Origin of the sequence: Streptomyces fodineus (genome assembly GCF_001735805.1) — a bacterium.
GTDB lineage: Bacteria > Actinomycetota > Actinomycetes > Streptomycetales > Streptomycetaceae > Streptomyces > Streptomyces fodineus.
Genome location: NZ_CP017248.1, coordinates 4,796,376 through 4,813,323 on the forward strand (window position 1 = coordinate 4,796,376; position 16,948 = coordinate 4,813,323).

The window sequence follows — 16,948 nt, forward strand, 5'->3', positions numbered from 1 at the left end:
CATCCGAGAGGAAACACCGTGTACCTTGCAGCCAACTCCCTGGACGACATGTTCGGACGGATCGAGACGATCCTCCGCGACGCGGGGACGATGGTCGCCGTCATCGCCCTGCTCATCCTCGGCATCCGCATGCTCCTGTCGATGAAGCGCGGTGACGGCATGCGCGAGGCGTTCCAGGGCTTCGGTCTGATCGCCCTCGCCGCGCTGATCATCGGCGGCGCCACCGGCCTCGCCGGCCTGCTCATCGACCTCGGCGGCCAGATCGGCGGCGGCAAGGGCAACTGAGTCCTCGTCAGTCCGCGCAGCAGTAAAGGGAGTTCATGAGTCAGGACGTTCCGGAGCCACTGGTCGCGTACGACCACACCGACCTGGTCAACCGGCCCAAGCGCATCTGGAACTGGGGCAACATCCCGCTGCCCGGCCTGCTGCTGCCCGCGCTGGGCGCGGCCTTCGGCTTCGGGCTGCTCTGGCTCGTCGCCCTGTTCTCGCTGGCGGCGTTCCTGCCCTTCCTGGGCATGTCGATCTGGACCTCGCTGCTGTACTTCGGGCCGCCGATCGCCGTCTACTTCGTCTGGGGCCGGCCCCTGCCCTCGGCGCTCACCCTGAGCCAGCAACTGGTGGTGTGGGCCGACTGGTGGTGGCAGCCCAAGCGGCTGCAGGGCCTGGCCGCGGACCGGGAGCCGGAGGAGCTGCGCTGGCAGGTGATCCTGTGGGCTCCGGGCTCCCCGCGCTGGCAGTCCCGCTACGACGCCGCCCGCCGGACCGCCGCCGAGCGCGGCACCGCGTTCTCCGCCCGCTCCTGACCGACCGATACACGACTACTACCGCTACTACCGCTAGGTGACCCCATGTTCATGCTGATCCTCCTGGGCGGTGCCGTCGCCTTCTTCGTGGTCGCCATGATCATGGCTTCCTCGTCGAGCAAGAAGCGGCAGAGCGGCAACGGCGGCTCCGCCGCGGCCCGTTCCCGGCAGGCGCAGTCCGCATCCGCCCGCCGCGAGGACCTGCGGCTGCCCTACCGCTACGCCGACGACATGATCTTCGTGCACGGCGACTCGGTGTGGACGGGCCTGGTCCTGCCCAACGCGATCGACGAGTACCTGAACGCCACCGAGCTGCAGGCGATGGCCGAGGGCCCGCCGCGCGGTCTGCTCAACCTGGCCCGTGGCGACCGCAACGTCGAGTGCCACTACCGCAAGGTCTACCAGCCGATCACCGCGCTGACGTGGGCGGAGGACCTCAACGCGGTCGCCTGGGACCCGACCGAGAACTACAAGGCGTACAACCTGCGCAAGGCCGAGTACCAGGAACGCATCGGCGCCAAGCGGGAGCGCAACATCCTGCTGGTGAAGCTGGGCTCACTCAAGCGCAGCAGCGGCTCCACGGGCGTGCTGCGCCAGGACGACGAGCCCTACGACGAGCCCGGCCTGCTCCGGGGCGTGCGCGGCGCCGCCGACCGCGCGGCGGCCACCGCGACGGGCGTCGCCGACGAACAGCTGTCCCCGTCCGTCCTCGCCGGGTGGTCCCAGGTCGCCGTCGAGGTCCACGAGAGCCTGGAGAACCTCAAGGGCACCCCGCTCACCCGTGAGGAACTGGTCTGGCTGATCCGCAAGCCGCTGCACGGCGACCTCCCGGTCCCGCCGGAGCCGGTGCTCGGCTCGCGCGCCTGGGGCCCCGACCAGTTCGACCTGGTCGTCGACTTCTCCGGCGAGAACCGCAAGACCCACATCGTGCTGCACCAGTACGACGAGATCACCGGCGAACGCCAGACCAGCTACACCACGACCCTGGTCGCCGCCAACTGGCCCGCCGAGACCCGCTTCCGCCAGTCCACGGCCTGGGCCCGCTACGCCGCACAGCACGTCGACTTCCCCGTCGAGATCGACATGCGGTTCACCCTCATCCCGTACCCGAAGTTCAAGGACCGCGCGGACAAGATCCGCGGCAACCTCGTGGACGAGATGAACGACATGGCCAACTCCGGCCGTACGCCCGACACCAAGCTGGCCACCCAGGTCACCCGTGCCCAGGAGCTCGTCGACGACATCGAGGAGCACAAGATGCCGGGCATGGAGGCGCAGATCCGCTTCACGATCTCGGCGCCGGACGTGAAGGAGCTGGAGCGGCGCCGGCGCGTGCTGGAGATGCAGTTCAAGCAGGACCTGAAGGTCACCCTGCTGCGTCCCACCCGTCAGCAGTGGCGTCTGCTCCAGTCCCAGCTCCCCGGTGACGCGCCCAAGCTGCCGATCGCGCCCTACATCCGGCTCCAGGAGGTCGAGCAGCTCGGCGCCGGACTGCCCACGGCCGGAACGGAGTTGGGCGACAACCCGGAGACCCGCTCCGGCAGGCGCCTGGGCTGGGTCGGCAACCTGGTCGGCTGGGCGGGCAAGATGCCGGTCCACTACTCGCTGCACGTCGGCCCGGCCCGCAACGACGGCGGTGGCCTCGCCATCGTCGGCGCGTCCGGCGGTGGCAAGTCCTCCCTCGCCCTGCAGAAGTTCTACGAGGAGTCGGAGTCGGGCGTCCGCTGCCTGGTCATCGACCCGAAGACCGACTTCGCCCAGATGTGCTACTACCTGGCCTTCGGCTCCCAGGTGAACGACCCCTCCTTCGCGGCGGACGCCGAGGCGGGTGCCCTCGGCACCCCGGCCAGCCGTTTCCAGCCGGTCAACCCCGAGTTCTGGGCCGAGACGGAGGTCGTGGACCTCCTCAAGGGCCAGGCGGGCGTCCTCGACCCCTGGGTCATCGCCCGGGACGTGCCGTCGGGCCGGCTGCTCGCCGAGTCGATGCTGCGCGGGTTCCTCGGCGACGAGGACTACCAGCGGGTCCGCCTCCCCGTCATCGAGGCGATGGCCGCGGTCGTCGGCCGCTACAACTCCGCCATCCGCCAGGCCGTCGAGCAGGGCCTGTCCGCCCGCGACGCCGAACTGCGCGTACCGCGGCCCACGTTGTGGCAGGTGGTCGACGAGGTCGTGGAGTCGTACGACCACGCCGTCACGACCGGCGACCGCGAGGCCGCGAAGGACCTGAAGCTCGCCCAGATGCTGCTGACCGAGCTGCGCACGCTCCCCTACGCCCGGCTCGCGTTCGCGGAGAAGCCGCAGCCGCTGAGCAGCATGCGCAAGCGCCGTACGGTCATCACCCTGCGCGGCTTCCAGTCCCCGGCGGCCTCCGACCCGCGCAACTGGAACCCGGCCGAACGCCTCGCCGCCACCGCGCTGATGGCGGTCGTGGAGCTCGGCAGCCAGATGCTGGACGTCGGCTACGAGAAGAACCCGGTGACCGGCGAGGTCGGCCTGCGGCCCAAGGCGCTGTTCGTGGACGAGGCGTACGTCGTCACCGCCACCGAGGCGGGCCGCGACCTGATGCGCCGCGCGCTCAAGCAGGGCCGCTCCTACCTCGCGGTGACCGTCCTGATCACCCAACAGGCCATCGACCTGGTGCAGATCGAGGACTCCGAGGCCCGCAGCGGCGGCGCCAACCAGATCCACACGGTGTTCGCGTTCAAGCAGAAGTCGGCCCAGGAGGCATCCCTGGTCGCACCGCTCCTCGGCCGCCCCGAGGACGACCCCAAGGTGATCGCCGCCCTCCAGGAACTGCGCACCGGTGTCTGCCTCCAGCGCGACGCCGACCGACGGGTGGGCACGGTCGCCGTCGACCTGGTCTTCAAGGAGATACTCGCCGCGACCGACACCAACGGCACCACCCGCCCGGCCCGCCAGGGCATCGACCCCTCGCCGAGCGTGTGGCAGTGGACCTTCCTCCAGGAGGCGGAGGAGGACCCGGCGGCCACCCCCACGGAGCCCGAGCCCCACCTCGCCGCCCAGCCTGCGTGACGGCCCACACCCACCAGCACCCGAGGAACAGGACAGACATCATGCGCATGACCCGAGCCCTCGCGATCGGCGCCGGCATCGTCGCCCTGACGGCGACGGCGGGGTGCGGCGGCGGCGACAAGAAGTCCGGCTCCGGCCTGCCCGAGGCGAAGGACATCGCGTCCGTCGCGTCCTACGTGAACAAGTACACCTCCTGCACGGGCGTGACGGAGGGGGACAAGTACGACAACGTCCACGTCGGCGAGAACGAGTCGTGGGGCACGGAGGAGGCCAAGGACCCGTCGTGGGGCATCAAGGAACGCGCCGTCTGCAAGGACGCGTCCGGCGCCGCCATCACGCTGCTCATCACCCCTGACATGCGCAAGTTCCAGTCCGCGGTGAAGAAGAACAACGAAAAGGTCCTGGTCGGCCAGGACTTCGCGGTCGTCCCGGTCGGCAAGGACGCCGCCCCCGCCCTGACGAAGTCGGACCTCAGGTTCCTGACCTGCGATCCGGGCTTCTCGGTGCCGAGCGGCTACCAGAAGGAGGCCGCACTCGTCGACGGCTGTGTCCTGACCGACTACTTCCCCGGCTGACCCCGCGCTCCGTCGCGTTTCGCTCCCCCGTCCCCGCGTCCCCGAAGGATTACAGATGCCCTCGCGCACCACGCTGCACCGCGCCATAGGCAAGGCAGGTGTGGTGGTCCGTGCCGTCCTCTTCTTGGCACTGACGCTGACGGCGCTCGTTCTCGCCGTACCGTCGTCGGCGTACGCGGACTTCTCGTGCGACTTCACCGGGGACGACAGCTACCAGCTGGACACGCCGGGTTCGAACGGCGAGTCCATGTTCGCGGCCACCGCCCAGTGGGAGAAGGGCAACCAGGCGGGCTCGCTCACCGACCCCAGCGGAACGGTCACCGGCGCGGTCCAGATGCCGCTCGCCGCCGACCAGTACACGATCTACGAACTCGACGCCATGCGCGGCCTGAACTGGTCGCAGACGTTCAAGGGCCGAGGCAACGCCTCCGAGCGCAACGGCTCCTTCGGCAGCGGCGCGGACAGCTGCTCCGTCATGTCCTACGTCAACAACGGCATCGCGAACTCCATCTTCGACGGCACCAAGATCCTCACGCGCGCGGCCATCTCCATCAAGGAGTCCGCATCGAACCCCAGCCCGCTCTCCGGCCTCTACGACGGCCGGGACAGTGTCGTCGCGTCCCTGAAGAAGAACGTCCTGCAGCCCGCCGTGCCGGTCATGATCCTGCTGGTCGGCCTGTGGGTGTTCACCAAATGGCGCAAGGGCGACATGCGCGAGGTGTGGGCGGGCATCTCCTGGTCCGCGCTCACGGTCATCGCGGTCACCGCGTTCCTGACCGGCGGCAACTACGACAGGGTCGTCAGCAGCGCGGACTCCTATATCGCCGAGGCCAATTCAGCGCTCACCGAGGCAGTGCTCAGCGGGACCAGCGGCCGCATGCAGCCGCCATGCGACCTGCCTGACAACGCCTACAACCGCGGACTGCGCATCTCCAGCTGCGCGATGTACGACACGCTCGCCTTCCGGCCCTGGGCCCTGGGCCAGTTCGGCGACCCGGGCAAGAACTGCATCTTCAAGAACGACGGCGGGAAGATCGAGGGCGGCGCCTGCGTCCCGAAGGAGCCGAGCGCGACCTGTGAGTGGGGACGCGGCGCCCGCTGCGAGGACTTGCGGGTGCGTCAGCTCGTGGCCCAGTCCGTCACCAACAAGGAGGCCTTCGACAAGAAGCCGGTCGACAAGATGATGCTCCGGTGGACGCCCATCCGCCGGGAGATCGCGGGCGGCTACGACAAGGGCGACGACGTATCCGACAAGAACATCTACCCGGTCGCCTTCAACGACTGGGCCGGCAAGAACGCCGGGAACCGCGTGGGTCTCGCGTTCTACTCGGTCGTCGCCGCGCTCATCGTCGGCCTGATGGTCATCGTGCTCAGCGCCCTCACGCTGCTCTGGCACGCCGTGACGTTGATCCTGGTGATCCTGCTGCCGCTGGTGGCCACGCTCGGCATCCACCCCTCCCAGCAGAAGCTGATGAAGAGCTGGCTGGAGACGTTCATCCACAGCTTCGTGCTGCGGGCGGGCTTCGGCGTCATCCTCAGCGTGCTGCTGGTCCTCTACCAGATGATCCTTCCGGCCAAGGTCGCCCTCGGCACCCAGCTGCTTCTGCTGCTCCTGGTCACCATCGCCATCGTGATGATGCTGAAGAAGCTGCTCAGCGGAAACTTCACCCCGCAGATCGCGGGCGGCGAGGACGCGCTCGGCATCCGGGACACCGCGGACTCCGCCTTCGGCAAGGCGGCCGCGATGGCACCGGGGCTCGCCATGGCGGTGCCGCGCGCCGGCGGCCGCGTCGCGGGTACCGGCGCCAAGGGAGCGGTACGCGGCGGCTCCTGGGCGATCGACAAGGTGGCCTTCAAGGGCAAGGGCCGCGAGAAGCTCCAGAGCTGGGGCGTGCTGGGCCAGTCGAAGCGGGAGCAGCGGCAGGCGGCGTACGAGCAGGCGAAGAACGCCCGCACGGCGTACGCGGAGAAGGCGGACCGGCCGGAACCCGAGGAGCGGAAGGCCCCGCCGGAGGCGGCGCCGGCCCCGCGCCGCGGACGCCGCGTCAGCTCCGCCACGGGCCGGCCGGCCCCGCAGTCCACGGCTCCCCAGCCCACGGCGCCGGTCGAGCACCACCCCGCGCCGGCACCCCAGCCGCAGCCGCAATCGCAGCCACGGCTGCACCCACAGCCCCAGTCACAGCCCCGGCCGCATCCGCAGCCCCAGCCCCGGCCTCCCGCGCCCCGGGTGCCGGCACCGGAGCCCCCGGTCGCGCCGCGACCGCCGGCGCCCACACCGCCGAGGGACCCCCGTAACCCCAACGGCCGCGTCTGACCCTGCTCGCGCGCCGTTCCCGCCCCCGTACCGAGGAGCCGCCCGATGCCCGCCCTGACCGCCGACCGCACGCCCGACCAGCTGGTCGCGGAGTTGCAGCGGCTCGTCGAAGTGGACTGGTCCGCGATCTGGGCCGGGGTCCCCGACGAGGCGGAGCAGCGGAGGCGGTGGTGCGCGGGCTTCGGCTGGCACCCGCTGTGGTTCGAGGCGGGGCAGTGGGTCCGCACCCCGCTGGGCGGCCGGCTCCGGCTGGCCTCGGTGGCCACCGGCCGCCCGGTGACCCGGGTCGAGCACACCGTGTGGGCGGTGCGGGCGGACTCGGCGGCGGAGAACGGCCCGGTGATGGCCCTCGCGGCCCGCAGATGGCCCAGCTGCCTCACCGCCGCCCAGTCGGTCCTGGGCCCTCCCACGTGGAGCGGCGACCCGGACACGACCGGCTTCCCGGAGCCGCCCGGCCCCGGGTACTGGGGGGACAGCGAGTGGCGCGCGGAGCACCGGGACCCCTACCGGCTGGCCGTGTGGTCCTTCCGTACGCCCGGAGCACCGCTGTTCGTGCTCGGCACGAGGCTGTCACCGGGCATGGCGGCAGGCTGGGGCCCCGGCAGTGCGACGATCTCTCTCGCCTGCCACGGGCCGGCCGACGCGGCGGACGACGGGGTGGGCTGGCTGTTGTGACGACGAGAGAGACGAGGAACTGACCGTGGGAATCGCATCGGGCCGACAGCCCCGCTCTCCCCAGGAACTGGTCACCGAGCTGCGCGGGCTCGCAGACGCGGACTGGCCGACCGTGTGGGCGGGACCGCCGTACCCGGGCCACGGGCTGGAGATGTGGTGCGCCCAGTTCGGCTGGACGCCCACGAGCTTCGAGCGCGTTCTTCAGGTCCGCACCGACACGGGCGGCGACTTCGCGCTGAACAACGTCGGGGGCACCTGGGCACCTGTCACACACCTGAGCCACTGGCTGTGGGGAGCACACGCGGAGACCGTCGAGGACAACCCTGAGCTGCTGTCGGAAGCGGTGCGTGTCTGGCCCGTATACCTGACGGCGGCGACCGCGGTCCTGGGCGAGCCGACTTGGGAGGGCGCCTGGGATGCCGAGGACTTCCCCGAGAACCTCGGCGGCTACGACGTCGGATCGCGCGACGACCGGTGGGAGCAGCAGGATCCGTACCGCCTGGCGTACTGGATGCCTCAGGAGGCCACGGCTCCCATGGTGATCATGGAGATCTCCCTCAAGGCCGACACCGTCGGCCCCTCTCCTCGTCGCGGCGCCGCCAACCTGGCCGCGGAGTTCTATCCCCGTCCCGCCGAGATCGGAGGACTGTGAGCCCTCAGCCGATACCCAAGTACATCGAGCGTCTCGCCCTGAGGATCGCCAAGGAGGAGGCCGAGCAGGCTCGGAAGGCGAACACCCGGGACGGAGCACGGGCGATCGCCCGTCGCGTGGAGGCGGAGGCCGAGGCCGCTGGCTTCAGCTCGGCCAAGGAGTACGTCGAGGCCCTGACGAAGGACTCGAAGGGCGTGACACCTCCCGAGGGGACCAGCCCGACCAGCGCCTTCTGGTCGCACGGCACCGAGCACCCGGACGCGCCGCCGAACTGGAAGGGCGAGCACTTCCTTGACAACCGGTACATCGCCGAGGCCTGGGCCAGGACGCAGAACGCGCGGCATGCCGGTTCGGCGCAGACGCTGGAGACAACCGAAGCAGGGCGTCATCTGAACGAGATGTACCTCTTCGAGGACAGGGTCCTCAAGGAGCTCGGTGGCGCAGACGAGGGCTTCACCTACGACTGGGCCCGCAGCATCTGGGCCGGCATATCCGAAACCTACGCAAAGGCAGCCAAGGGCCCCGCGGTCGTCTTCGCCCAGACCGCCCACACCCGCTCGATCCTCTACAACACGGAGCTGCCGGCCCTCCAGGCCAACCAGCAGGTCGGCCTGGACGGCATCCACTTCGCCTACACCCCGCCCGGCGGCTGGTCGCCGGAGGCGAAGGAGGAACTCGGCGCCGACGCCGTACGCGCGCAGCTTCAGGTGGACGACCCCACCCTCCCGCATTACATCGACCCGAAGACCTACGCGCAGCAGGAGCCCGCCGTCCGGCAAGCCGCCGTCGAGGCCTCCTGTGCCGCGGTGGCGGCCGAACGGACCCCCGTGGTGGCGGCCGAACGGACCCCCGCAGAGCCGGCGGCGAAGGCCGGGACCCCGGCGCCGAAGCCCGCAGCGTCCGTCCCGGTATGGCAACTGGGGTTCAAGCCCGTTCCCACCGCGCTCAGGACCCAGCCCGCCGGAGCGGCCGTCACACCCCCGGCCCCACCCGCGCCCGCCCTCGGCAAGGAGTCCACGGAAACGGGGCTCGGATGAGCGGCAAGCCACAGTCGGCGGTCCGCCGCTTCCTTGGCCAGGACAAGAACGACCCCTGGGCAGTGCGTCTCCTGCCGCGCATCGTCTTCGGCCTGGCCGCCGTCTACACGCTCGTCACGCTCGCGGCGCGCAGCGGCTCCTCCTTCATCACGGTCGTGGCACTGGTGGTGCTGGGCACGGTCGTCTGGCTGCTGCGCCGCCGTACACAGCTTCTGCTGGCACTCGCGTCGAGCGTCCTGACGTCCGCGCTGGTGGGTTACTTCTCCGCCATCGGCGAGAACGCACGCGGCAGCGCGAGCGCCGTCCTCACCGGCCAGGCCGTCTTCGGCTACTGGGCGCTGGCCGGGATGGCGCTGCTCGGTGCGTGGATGGTGAAGGAGCACCCGGGGCGGCGGGGCGTGACCGTGGTGCTGGCGGATGTGATGCTGGTCATCGCCTCCGTCGTCGGGATGTTCGCGCCGGAGGCCGGCGTCCCGACCGGATTCCTCGGCCTTCTCTCGGTGCTGGCGCTGCGCGGCGGAACGGCGAAATCGCTGCTCACAAGGCTGCGCAGGGGCTCCGCTGCGAAGCCGGGTGACAAGGTGAAGACGCGGGCGGACAGTTGAGGCCGTTGTGAATGTTTCGTCGCGTCACTGTCTCAGCCCTATACGCGATTTGCAGATGCGTTGCACGGGTTTTGCACTGTGCTTTAAAGTCCCCCACGCTCAAAGATCACCACGGGGGACTTCATACATGCGCCTGGCACGTCCTACGACGCTGCCCGCACTGCCCACGCCACGCGCGCGTGAGCGGCATCGGGGGCCGTACATACCCATCGCGGCGCTGCCCTGCCGCCGCCGCCCGGACGTCTTCCAGCACCCGCTGCTGGAGCACGCGCCGGATCCCGCGGCAGTTCCCGGCGCTCCGCCCGAACAGCGCCGCCAGCATCTCGTCCTGCTGCGCACCGCCCGCGACCTGTGCGCCTCCTGCCCCCTGTGGGCCGAGTGCCTCCAGGACGCGGTGGCCTACGCCGAGCCCTACGGCTACGCGGCGGCGACCGTCCCCGAGGACCGCCGCCGGATGCGCCGTGCGCTCGGCATCGGCGACGCCTCGGGCGATCTGCCGAACCGGGTCGCGGACGGCGCCGAGGACCAGGCGCGGCGTCTGACCCGGGTGCGCTCACGCTCCGCTGAAACGATCCGCCACCGTGCCGCCGGCCACGGCCTGCCCACCCTGGAGCAGATCCTCGACGCCTTCGACCTCCTGCAGGACGAACCACCGAGCGGCCACGAGGAGCCGAGGCATCCCTCGGCCGATCCGGCACAGCCGGCCCACGCACGAAGACCGAGAGCACCACGACCGCCCGGGGCGACCGGGCACACGGAAAGCGGGAACGAACACATGACAGCGGCCGGGGCCGGGGAGCGGATCGCCTTCTCCTACGAGGATCCCGCCCAGGCCGTACGGCAGGCGCTGCTCGGCCCGCTGGTGCGCACCACCCTGCCCGCGCTGGCCAGCCTGGAGCAGTTCGTCGCGATGCTGGTGTGCCTGCCGGGCAGCGAGGTGCGCCCGGAGACGCTCGGCGAGGTCCGGGCCGTGCGCGCCGCCGTGGCCTCCCTCGTCCCCGAGGAGGACGGCGGCGAGACCGTGGCCCGGCCCCGCCTGCTCAGCGGATCCATCTCGGTCGAACTCGCCACCAAGGACCCCGTGGCCGCACTGCGCCACGACGTGCTGCACCCGCTGCTGCGCGAACTGGCCGCCGGCCTCGGCAACATCGAGAAGGTGGCGACGATGCTGGCCGCCACGGCGGACGGCGACGACGACCTGCTGACGACCATCCGCTCGGCCCTGGACAAGCTGCGCCCCCATCTGCCCCACCCGGCGTCCCCGGACGCCCCCGCCGGCCCCGGCACGGGCACGGCTGCCCCGGGGCCGCGCCGCCGTCCGCCGACCGCGCCCAGCATCCGCGCCGCCGTGGAGCGGGCGGTGGAGACGTTCCCCGGCCCGTTCTCCGCCCGCGACGTGCGGCGCGCGCTGCCGCCGGGCGTCTACGGCGACCCGTCCAAGACGATCAGCAATGTCCTGTCCGCCCTGGTCAAGGCGGGCCGCCTGCAACGGCTTTCGCGCGGCACCTACGCGCGGGCCGGGCACGGGGGCCCCGCCGTCCCGGGCACGCCGAAGATCGCCTGACCCCCTCCGCCCAAGCCCGCCGCCCGCACCTTCAGAGGATCCGATGACCGAACCGACGCCGACGCCCTCCGCCCCGGGCACCGCCTCCGACGCCCAGGTCCACGTCTTCTCCCCCAACGCCGCACTGGTCGACGGCGTCCCGGTCACCGCGCCGCCCTACGGCGACATCCAGGACGTCGTCCTGACGATCCTGCAAGAACGCGCCCGGCAGCTCGGCGGGCCCACCCCGGCCAGCATCACCGACAACCGCTTCGGCGGCGCCATCCGCCTCCTGGTCCATCCGGACGGCTCGACGGAGCAACTGGACTGAGCGACGGTCCTTCGGGCACATACGGCAGGGGCCCGGAGGTTTCCCTCCGGGCCCCTGCCCCTGCTGCCTCAGTCGTTCTGCTGCCGCTTCGGCCGCCACACCACCAGCGCGCTGGTCTGCTGGACCTCCTGGTACGGGACCAGGTCGCGGCGGTAGGAGGCGTGGACGGCGGCCTCGCGCTGCTGCATCGTGGCCGCCGCGCCCTCCAGGGCCGCCTGAAGCTCCGCGACGCGGGACTGCAGGGCGGCGACCTGGTTCTCCAGTTCGATGATGCGCTTGATGCCGGCCAGGTTGATGCCCTCGTCCTGCGACAACTGCTGCACCTGACGGAGCAGTTCGATGTCGCGGGCCGAGTAGCGGCGACCCCGGCCGGCGGTGCGGTCCGGGGAGACCAGGCCCAGGCGGTCGTACTGGCGCAGCGTCTGCGGGTGGAGTCCGGAGAGCTGGGCCGCCACCGAGATGACGTAGACCGGGGTCTCCTCGGTCAGTTCATACGGGTTACGTCGACGGCCGTCCATCTCTCTCAGTCTCCCTTCGCGGCCTCGAACAGCTCCGCCCGCGGATCCTCGCCCGCGGTCGCCTCGCGATACGCCTCGAGCGCATCACGAGCCTTCCCCGACAGGTCCGTGGGAACACGCACCTCGACGGTGACCAGCAGATCGCCGCGGGTGCCGTCCTTGCGGACCGCGCCCTTGCCGCGAGCGCGCATGGTGCGGCCGTTGGGCGTGCCGGGCGGCAGCTTCAGGGTGACGGCCGGGCCGCCGAGGGTGGGTACCCGGACCTCGCCGCCGAGGGCCGCCTCGGGATACGTGACCGGCACGGTGACGGTGAGGTTGTCGCCCTTGCGCCCGAACACCGGGTGCTCGCCGACGTGCACGACCACGTACAGGTCGCCCGCCGGTCCGCCCCGCTCGCCGGGCGCGCCCTTGCCGCGCAGCCGGATGCGCTGGCCGTCGGTCACCCCGGCCGGGATGCGGACCTGCATCGTGCGCGAGGACTTCGCGCGGCCGCTGCCCTTGCACTCCATGCAGGGGTGCTCGGCGATCAGGCCGCGGCCCTTGCAGTCGGGGCAGGGGTCGGTGAGCGAGAAGCCGCCGCCGGAGCCCCGGGCGACCTGCCCGGTGCCGACGCAGGTCGGGCACACACGCGGTGTGCCGTTCTTGTCGCCGGTGCCGGAGCAGGCCTTGCAGGGTGACTGGGAGGACATCCGCAGCGGCACCGTGGCGCCCTCGATGGCCTCCGTGAAGCTCAGCGTGACCTCGGTGTCGATGTCCTGGCCGCGCCGCGGCTGGGTACGGGTCGTGCCCGTGCCGCCGCGGTTGAACAGGCCCCCGAAGACGTCACCGAGTCCGCCGCCGAAGCCTCCGCCCTGGGTGGTCGCGCCGCCTCCGAAGAGGTCGCCCAGGTCGAAGTTGAAGTTGCCGCCGGCGCCCGGCCCCGGGCGGAAGCCGCCGTTGCCGAACAGGGCGCGTGCCTCGTCGTACTCCTTGCGCTTCTTGGGGTCGCCGAGAACGTCGTTCGCCTCGGAGACCTCCTTGAAGCGCTCCTCGGCCTTGGCGTTGCCCTTGTTGGCGTCCGGGTGGAACTCGCGGGCGAGCTTCCGGTACGCCTTCTTGATCTCGGCCTCGGTGGCGTCCTTGGGGACGCCGAGGACCTTGTAGTAGTCCTTCTCGATGAAGTCCTTGGTGCTCATCCCCGACGCCCCTCCTTCCCCTTGAGTGTCTTCACGTCAGCCCTCGTCCGGGCCACCGTTCTCCTCGTTGTCGGCCTGCTTCGCCTCGGTGGTCTCCTCGGCGCCCTCGGCCTTGACGGTCTGCGCGCCGGGCTGCGGCTCGGCGACGGCCACCCGCGCGGGGCGGATGGTGCGCTCGCCGATGCGATACCCGGGCTGCAGGATCGCCACGCAGGTCGTCTCGGTGACGTCCGGCGCGTAGGAGTGCATCAGAGCCTCGTGGATGGTCGGGTCGAAGGGCTCGCCCTCCTTGCCGAACTGCTGCAGGCCCATCTTCGCCGCGACGGTCTCCAGCGACTCGGCCACCGACTTGAAGCCGCCGACCAGTTCGCCGTGTTCCCGCGCGCGGCCGATGTCGTCGAGCACGGGCAGGAGCTCGGTCAGGAGGTTCGCGATGGCGATCTCCTTGACCGCGATCCGGTCGCGCTCGACCCGGCGGCGGTAGTTCTGGTACTCCGCCTGGAGCCGCTGGAGGTCCAGCGTGCGCTCGTTCAGCGCGGTGCGCACCTGGTCCAGCTGGGCCACCAGGCCCGCGCTTGCGTTTCCGTCCCCGGCCGGGGCCGCCCCCTCCTCGGGGGCGGCCTTCGACTCGGCGTCGTCGGGGGTGGCGCCGGAGGGGACGTCGGGCTTCTCCTCGAAGCCCGGGGTCTCCTCCGTCACGCGGCACCGTCCTTGCGCTCGTCGTCCACGATCTCGGCGTCCACGACGTCGTCCTCGGCGGCCTTGGCGCCACCGGCGGCGGCACCCTCCGGGCCGCCCGCCTGCGCGGCCTGGGCGTCGGCGTACATGGCCTGGCCCAGCTTCTGCGAGACGGCCGCGACCTTCTCGGTGGCGGTGCGGATCTCGGCGGTGTCCTCGCCCTTGAGCTTCTCCTTCAGCTCGGCGACGGCCTCCTCGACCTCGGTCTTGATCTCGCCCGGGACCTTGTCCTCGTTGTCCTTGAGGAACTTCTCGGTCTGGTAGACCAGCTGCTCGCCCTGGTTGCGGGTCTCGGCGGCCTCGCGGCGGCGGTGGTCCTCCTCCGCGTACTGCTCGGCCTCCTGGCGCATCCGGTCGACCTCGTCCTTCGGCAGCGAGGAGCCGCCGGTGACGGTCATCTTCTGCTCCTTGCCCGTGCCGAGGTCCTTGGCCGTGACGTGCATGATGCCGTTGGCGTCGATGTCGAAGGAGACCTCGATCTGCGGGACGCCGCGCGGCGCCGGCGGCAGACCGGTCAGTTCGAACATGCCGAGCTTCTTGTTGTACGCCGCGATCTCGCGCTCGCCCTGGTAGACCTGGATCTGCACCGACGGCTGGTTGTCCTCGGCCGTGGTGAAGATCTCGGAGCGCTTGGTCGGGATCGTGGTGTTGCGCTCGATCAGCTTGGTCATGATGCCGCCCTTGGTCTCGATACCGAGGGACAGCGGGGTGACGTCGAGCAGCAGGACGTCCTTGACCTCGCCCTTGAGGACACCGGCCTGGAGCGAGGCGCCGATGGCGACGACCTCGTCCGGGTTGACGCCCTTGTTGGCCTCCTTGCCACCGGTCAGCTCCTTGACGAGCTCGGCCACGGCGGGCATACGGGTGGAGCCGCCGACGAGCACGACGTGGTCGATCTCGGAGAGGGCGATGCCCGCGTCCTTGATGACGTTGTGGAACGGGGTCTTGGTGCGCTCGAGCAGGTCGGCCGTCAGCTGCTGGAACTGGGCGCGGGTGAGCTTCTCGTCCAGGTGCAGCGGGCCCTCGGCGGACGCCGTGATGTAGGGCAGGTTGATCGAGGTCTCGGTGGACGAGGACAGCTCGATCTTGGCCTTCTCGGCAGCCTCGCGCAGACGCTGCAGAGCCATCTTGTCCTTGGACAGGTCCACGCCGTGGCCGGACTGGAACTGCTTGACCAGGAAGTCGACGATGCGCTGGTCCCAGTCGTCACCACCGAGGTGGTTGTCACCGTTGGTGGCCTTCACCTCGACGACGCCGTCGCCGATCTCCAGCAGGGACACGTCGAAGGTGCCGCCACCGAGGTCGAAGACGAGGATCGTCTGGTCGTCCTTGTCGAGGCCGTAGGCCAGCGCGGCGGCGGTCGGCTCGTTGACGATGCGCAGGACGTTCAGACCGGCGATCTCACCGGCCTCCTTGGTCGCCTGACGCTCGGAGTCGTTGAAGTACGCCGGGACGGTGATGACCGCGTCGGTCACCTTCTCGCCCAGGTAGGCCTCGGCGTCCCGCTTCAGCTTCTGCAGGATGAACGCGGAGATCTGCTGCGGGTTGAAGTCCTTGCCGTCGAGCTGGATCTTCCAGTCCGTGCCCATGTGGCGCTTCACCGAGCGGATGGTCCGGTCCACGTTCGTGACCGCCTGGCGCTTGGCGACCTCGCCGACGAGCACCTCGCCGTTCTTGGCGAAGGCGACGACGGACGGCGTGGTCCTGGCGCCCTCGGCGTTGGTGATGACGGTGGGCTCGCCGCCCTCCAGAACGCTGACGACGGAGTTAGTCGTGCCCAGGTCGATGCCGACCGCACGTGCCATGGTTGATTCCTCCAGCTGACTTGAGTGGAACGGACTCAAGTGTGCACGACAGCCGGGAATGGGTCAACAGACCTGAGTCGTAGGGGCTCAAGTCTTATCCGTTCCTTACACGCAACTGGCTGGTCACCTGCCCTCTGACCTGCGTCGATACCCCCTCCCGAGATGTCTGGACGGGGATACGGACACGGATACGAAGGAGTACGAGGACGGCGAACAGCACCCCGCCGGCCACCCACAGCGCGGCCCCCTCCCCCGTCCACCCCGTGTGCACGAGCACCCCGACGAGCACCGAGGAGAAGGAGCCCGCACCCAGCAGCACGACCGACCCCGCCGGGGTGAGCCCGAGCCGGCGCAGCCGGTGTGCGAGGTGGTCGGGGCCGCGCCGCAGCAGCGGACGCCGGGCCAGCGCCCGGGCGAGGACCACCAGGACGGCGTCGGCGACGGCGACCGCGGTGAGGCAGAACATCACCGCCGCGCTCGGCCCGATGGCATACCCCGCGCGCGTGAAGACGACGGACGACGCCAGCAGGAAGCCGGTGAACAGCGAGCCGCAGGCGCCGAGCCCGATCCGCGCGGGATGCCAGTTGTGCATGAGGAAGCCGGTGAGCGCGGCGGCGAGCACGCTCAGCAGCACGGCGAGCCCGTCCATCACCTCGGCGGCGGCACAGGCGCCGGCCCCGAACGCGGTCACCACCCCGACGGTCCCGGCCAGTCCGTCCGCGTGGTCGAGCCCCTTGAAGGCGAGGGAGGCGAGCACGATCCAGCCGAGGGCGAGGATCCCGCCCCACACGCCCGTCTCGCCGTACGGCACCACACAGGCCGCCGCCACGGCCGTACCGGCGACGAGAACCCGCGGGCGGAGCCGCCAGACGTCGGCGACCAGGCCCAGCACGGCCACCGCGGCGGCGGCGGACAGCAGCCGTACGACCCCGTCGCCGAGCGGGGCGATCCGGGTCTTCTGGCCCACCCAGGCGACGAGACAGGTGACGACCACCACGGCGAGCCCGCCGAACAGGGGCAGGGGCCGCTGCCACCGCCGGTCGAGGATGCCCGCCCGCAACGCGGGCACCCTGAGCAGCGCCGAGAGGACGGCGGCGAGGAGCAGGGCCGCGGTGGCGGCGGCGATCCCGTAGAGCACGGCTCT

The 16,948-nt window shown here is 70.9% G+C and carries 16 protein-coding genes; 11 read left to right on the forward strand and 5 right to left on the reverse strand.

All coding sequences use genetic code 11. The features are described from left to right. The first annotated feature begins 18 nt into the window (after positions 1–18). The 11 genes from BFF78_RS20200 (at position 19) to BFF78_RS20250 (ending at position 11,568) form a co-directional block, all read left to right on the forward strand. Positions 19–285 (forward strand): hypothetical protein, encoded by a 267-nt coding sequence (locus BFF78_RS20200; protein WP_069779655.1) that lies wholly within the window; start codon positions 19–21, stop codon positions 283–285. Between the two features lie 35 nt (positions 286–320). Next, a complete protein-coding gene (locus tag BFF78_RS20205) occupies positions 321–803 on the forward strand; it encodes a hypothetical protein (RefSeq protein ID WP_069779656.1) in 483 nt (160 codons plus the stop codon). Between the two features lie 45 nt (positions 804–848). Then, positions 849–3,836 (forward strand): ATP-binding protein, encoded by a 2,988-nt coding sequence (locus BFF78_RS20210; RefSeq protein WP_069779657.1) that lies wholly within the window; start codon positions 849–851, stop codon positions 3,834–3,836. Between the two features lie 41 nt (positions 3,837–3,877). Next, a complete protein-coding gene (locus BFF78_RS20215) occupies positions 3,878–4,411 on the forward strand; it encodes a hypothetical protein (protein ID WP_069779658.1) in 534 nt (177 codons plus the stop codon). Positions 4,412–4,466: 55 nt separating this feature from the next. Continuing rightward, positions 4,467–6,725: a hypothetical protein gene (locus tag BFF78_RS20220; RefSeq protein WP_069779659.1), complete on the forward strand. Its 2,259-nt coding sequence runs from the start codon at positions 4,467–4,469 to the stop codon at positions 6,723–6,725. Between the two features lie 45 nt (positions 6,726–6,770). After that, positions 6,771–7,400, forward strand: coding sequence for a hypothetical protein (locus tag BFF78_RS20225; RefSeq protein WP_069779660.1), 630 nt, complete (start codon positions 6,771–6,773; stop codon positions 7,398–7,400). A 25-nt stretch (positions 7,401–7,425) separates the two neighbouring features. Further along, positions 7,426–8,052: a hypothetical protein gene (locus BFF78_RS20230; RefSeq protein ID WP_069779661.1), complete on the forward strand. Its 627-nt coding sequence runs from the start codon at positions 7,426–7,428 to the stop codon at positions 8,050–8,052. Continuing rightward, a complete protein-coding gene (locus BFF78_RS20235) occupies positions 8,049–9,089 on the forward strand; it encodes a hypothetical protein (RefSeq protein WP_069779662.1) in 1,041 nt (346 codons plus the stop codon). The genes BFF78_RS20230 and BFF78_RS20235 overlap by 4 nt, the downstream gene beginning before the upstream one ends. Then, on the forward strand, positions 9,086–9,694 hold the full coding sequence (locus tag BFF78_RS20240) for a hypothetical protein (protein ID WP_069779663.1): 609 nt from the start codon (positions 9,086–9,088) through the stop codon (positions 9,692–9,694). Before BFF78_RS20235 ends, BFF78_RS20240 begins: the two co-directional genes overlap by 4 nt. Before the next feature lie 127 nt (positions 9,695–9,821). Then, positions 9,822–11,258, forward strand: a complete 1,437-nt coding sequence (locus BFF78_RS20245) for a WhiB family transcriptional regulator (RefSeq protein WP_069779664.1) — start codon at positions 9,822–9,824, stop codon at positions 11,256–11,258. A gap of 43 nt (positions 11,259–11,301) precedes the next feature. Beyond that, the gene (locus BFF78_RS20250; protein ID WP_069779665.1) at positions 11,302–11,568 is read left to right on the forward strand and encodes a hypothetical protein; all 267 of its coding nucleotides are present in this window, start codon (positions 11,302–11,304) and stop codon (positions 11,566–11,568) included. A 68-nt stretch (positions 11,569–11,636) separates the two neighbouring features. Here BFF78_RS20250 and BFF78_RS20255 read toward each other — a convergent pair whose 3' ends face one another. From BFF78_RS20255 to BFF78_RS20275, 5 genes are all read right to left on the reverse strand, one after another. Beyond that, the gene (locus tag BFF78_RS20255) at positions 11,637–12,086 is read right to left on the reverse strand and encodes a heat shock protein transcriptional repressor HspR (protein ID WP_069779666.1); all 450 of its coding nucleotides are present in this window, start codon (positions 12,084–12,086) and stop codon (positions 11,637–11,639) included. A 5-nt stretch (positions 12,087–12,091) separates the two neighbouring features. Continuing rightward, positions 12,092–13,261 (reverse strand): molecular chaperone DnaJ, encoded by a 1,170-nt coding sequence (gene dnaJ, locus BFF78_RS20260; protein WP_069779667.1) that lies wholly within the window; start codon positions 13,259–13,261, stop codon positions 12,092–12,094. A gap of 36 nt (positions 13,262–13,297) precedes the next feature. Then, positions 13,298–13,960, reverse strand: coding sequence for a nucleotide exchange factor GrpE (grpE, locus tag BFF78_RS20265; protein ID WP_069779668.1), 663 nt, complete (start codon positions 13,958–13,960; stop codon positions 13,298–13,300). Then, positions 13,957–15,804, reverse strand: coding sequence for a molecular chaperone DnaK (gene dnaK, locus BFF78_RS20270; protein ID WP_069779669.1), 1,848 nt, complete (start codon positions 15,802–15,804; stop codon positions 13,957–13,959). The genes grpE and dnaK overlap by 4 nt, the downstream gene beginning before the upstream one ends. Before the next feature lie 94 nt (positions 15,805–15,898). Beyond that, positions 15,899–16,942, reverse strand: a complete 1,044-nt coding sequence (locus BFF78_RS20275) for an MraY family glycosyltransferase (RefSeq protein ID WP_069779670.1) — start codon at positions 16,940–16,942, stop codon at positions 15,899–15,901. Positions 16,943–16,948: the final 6 nt, after the last annotated feature.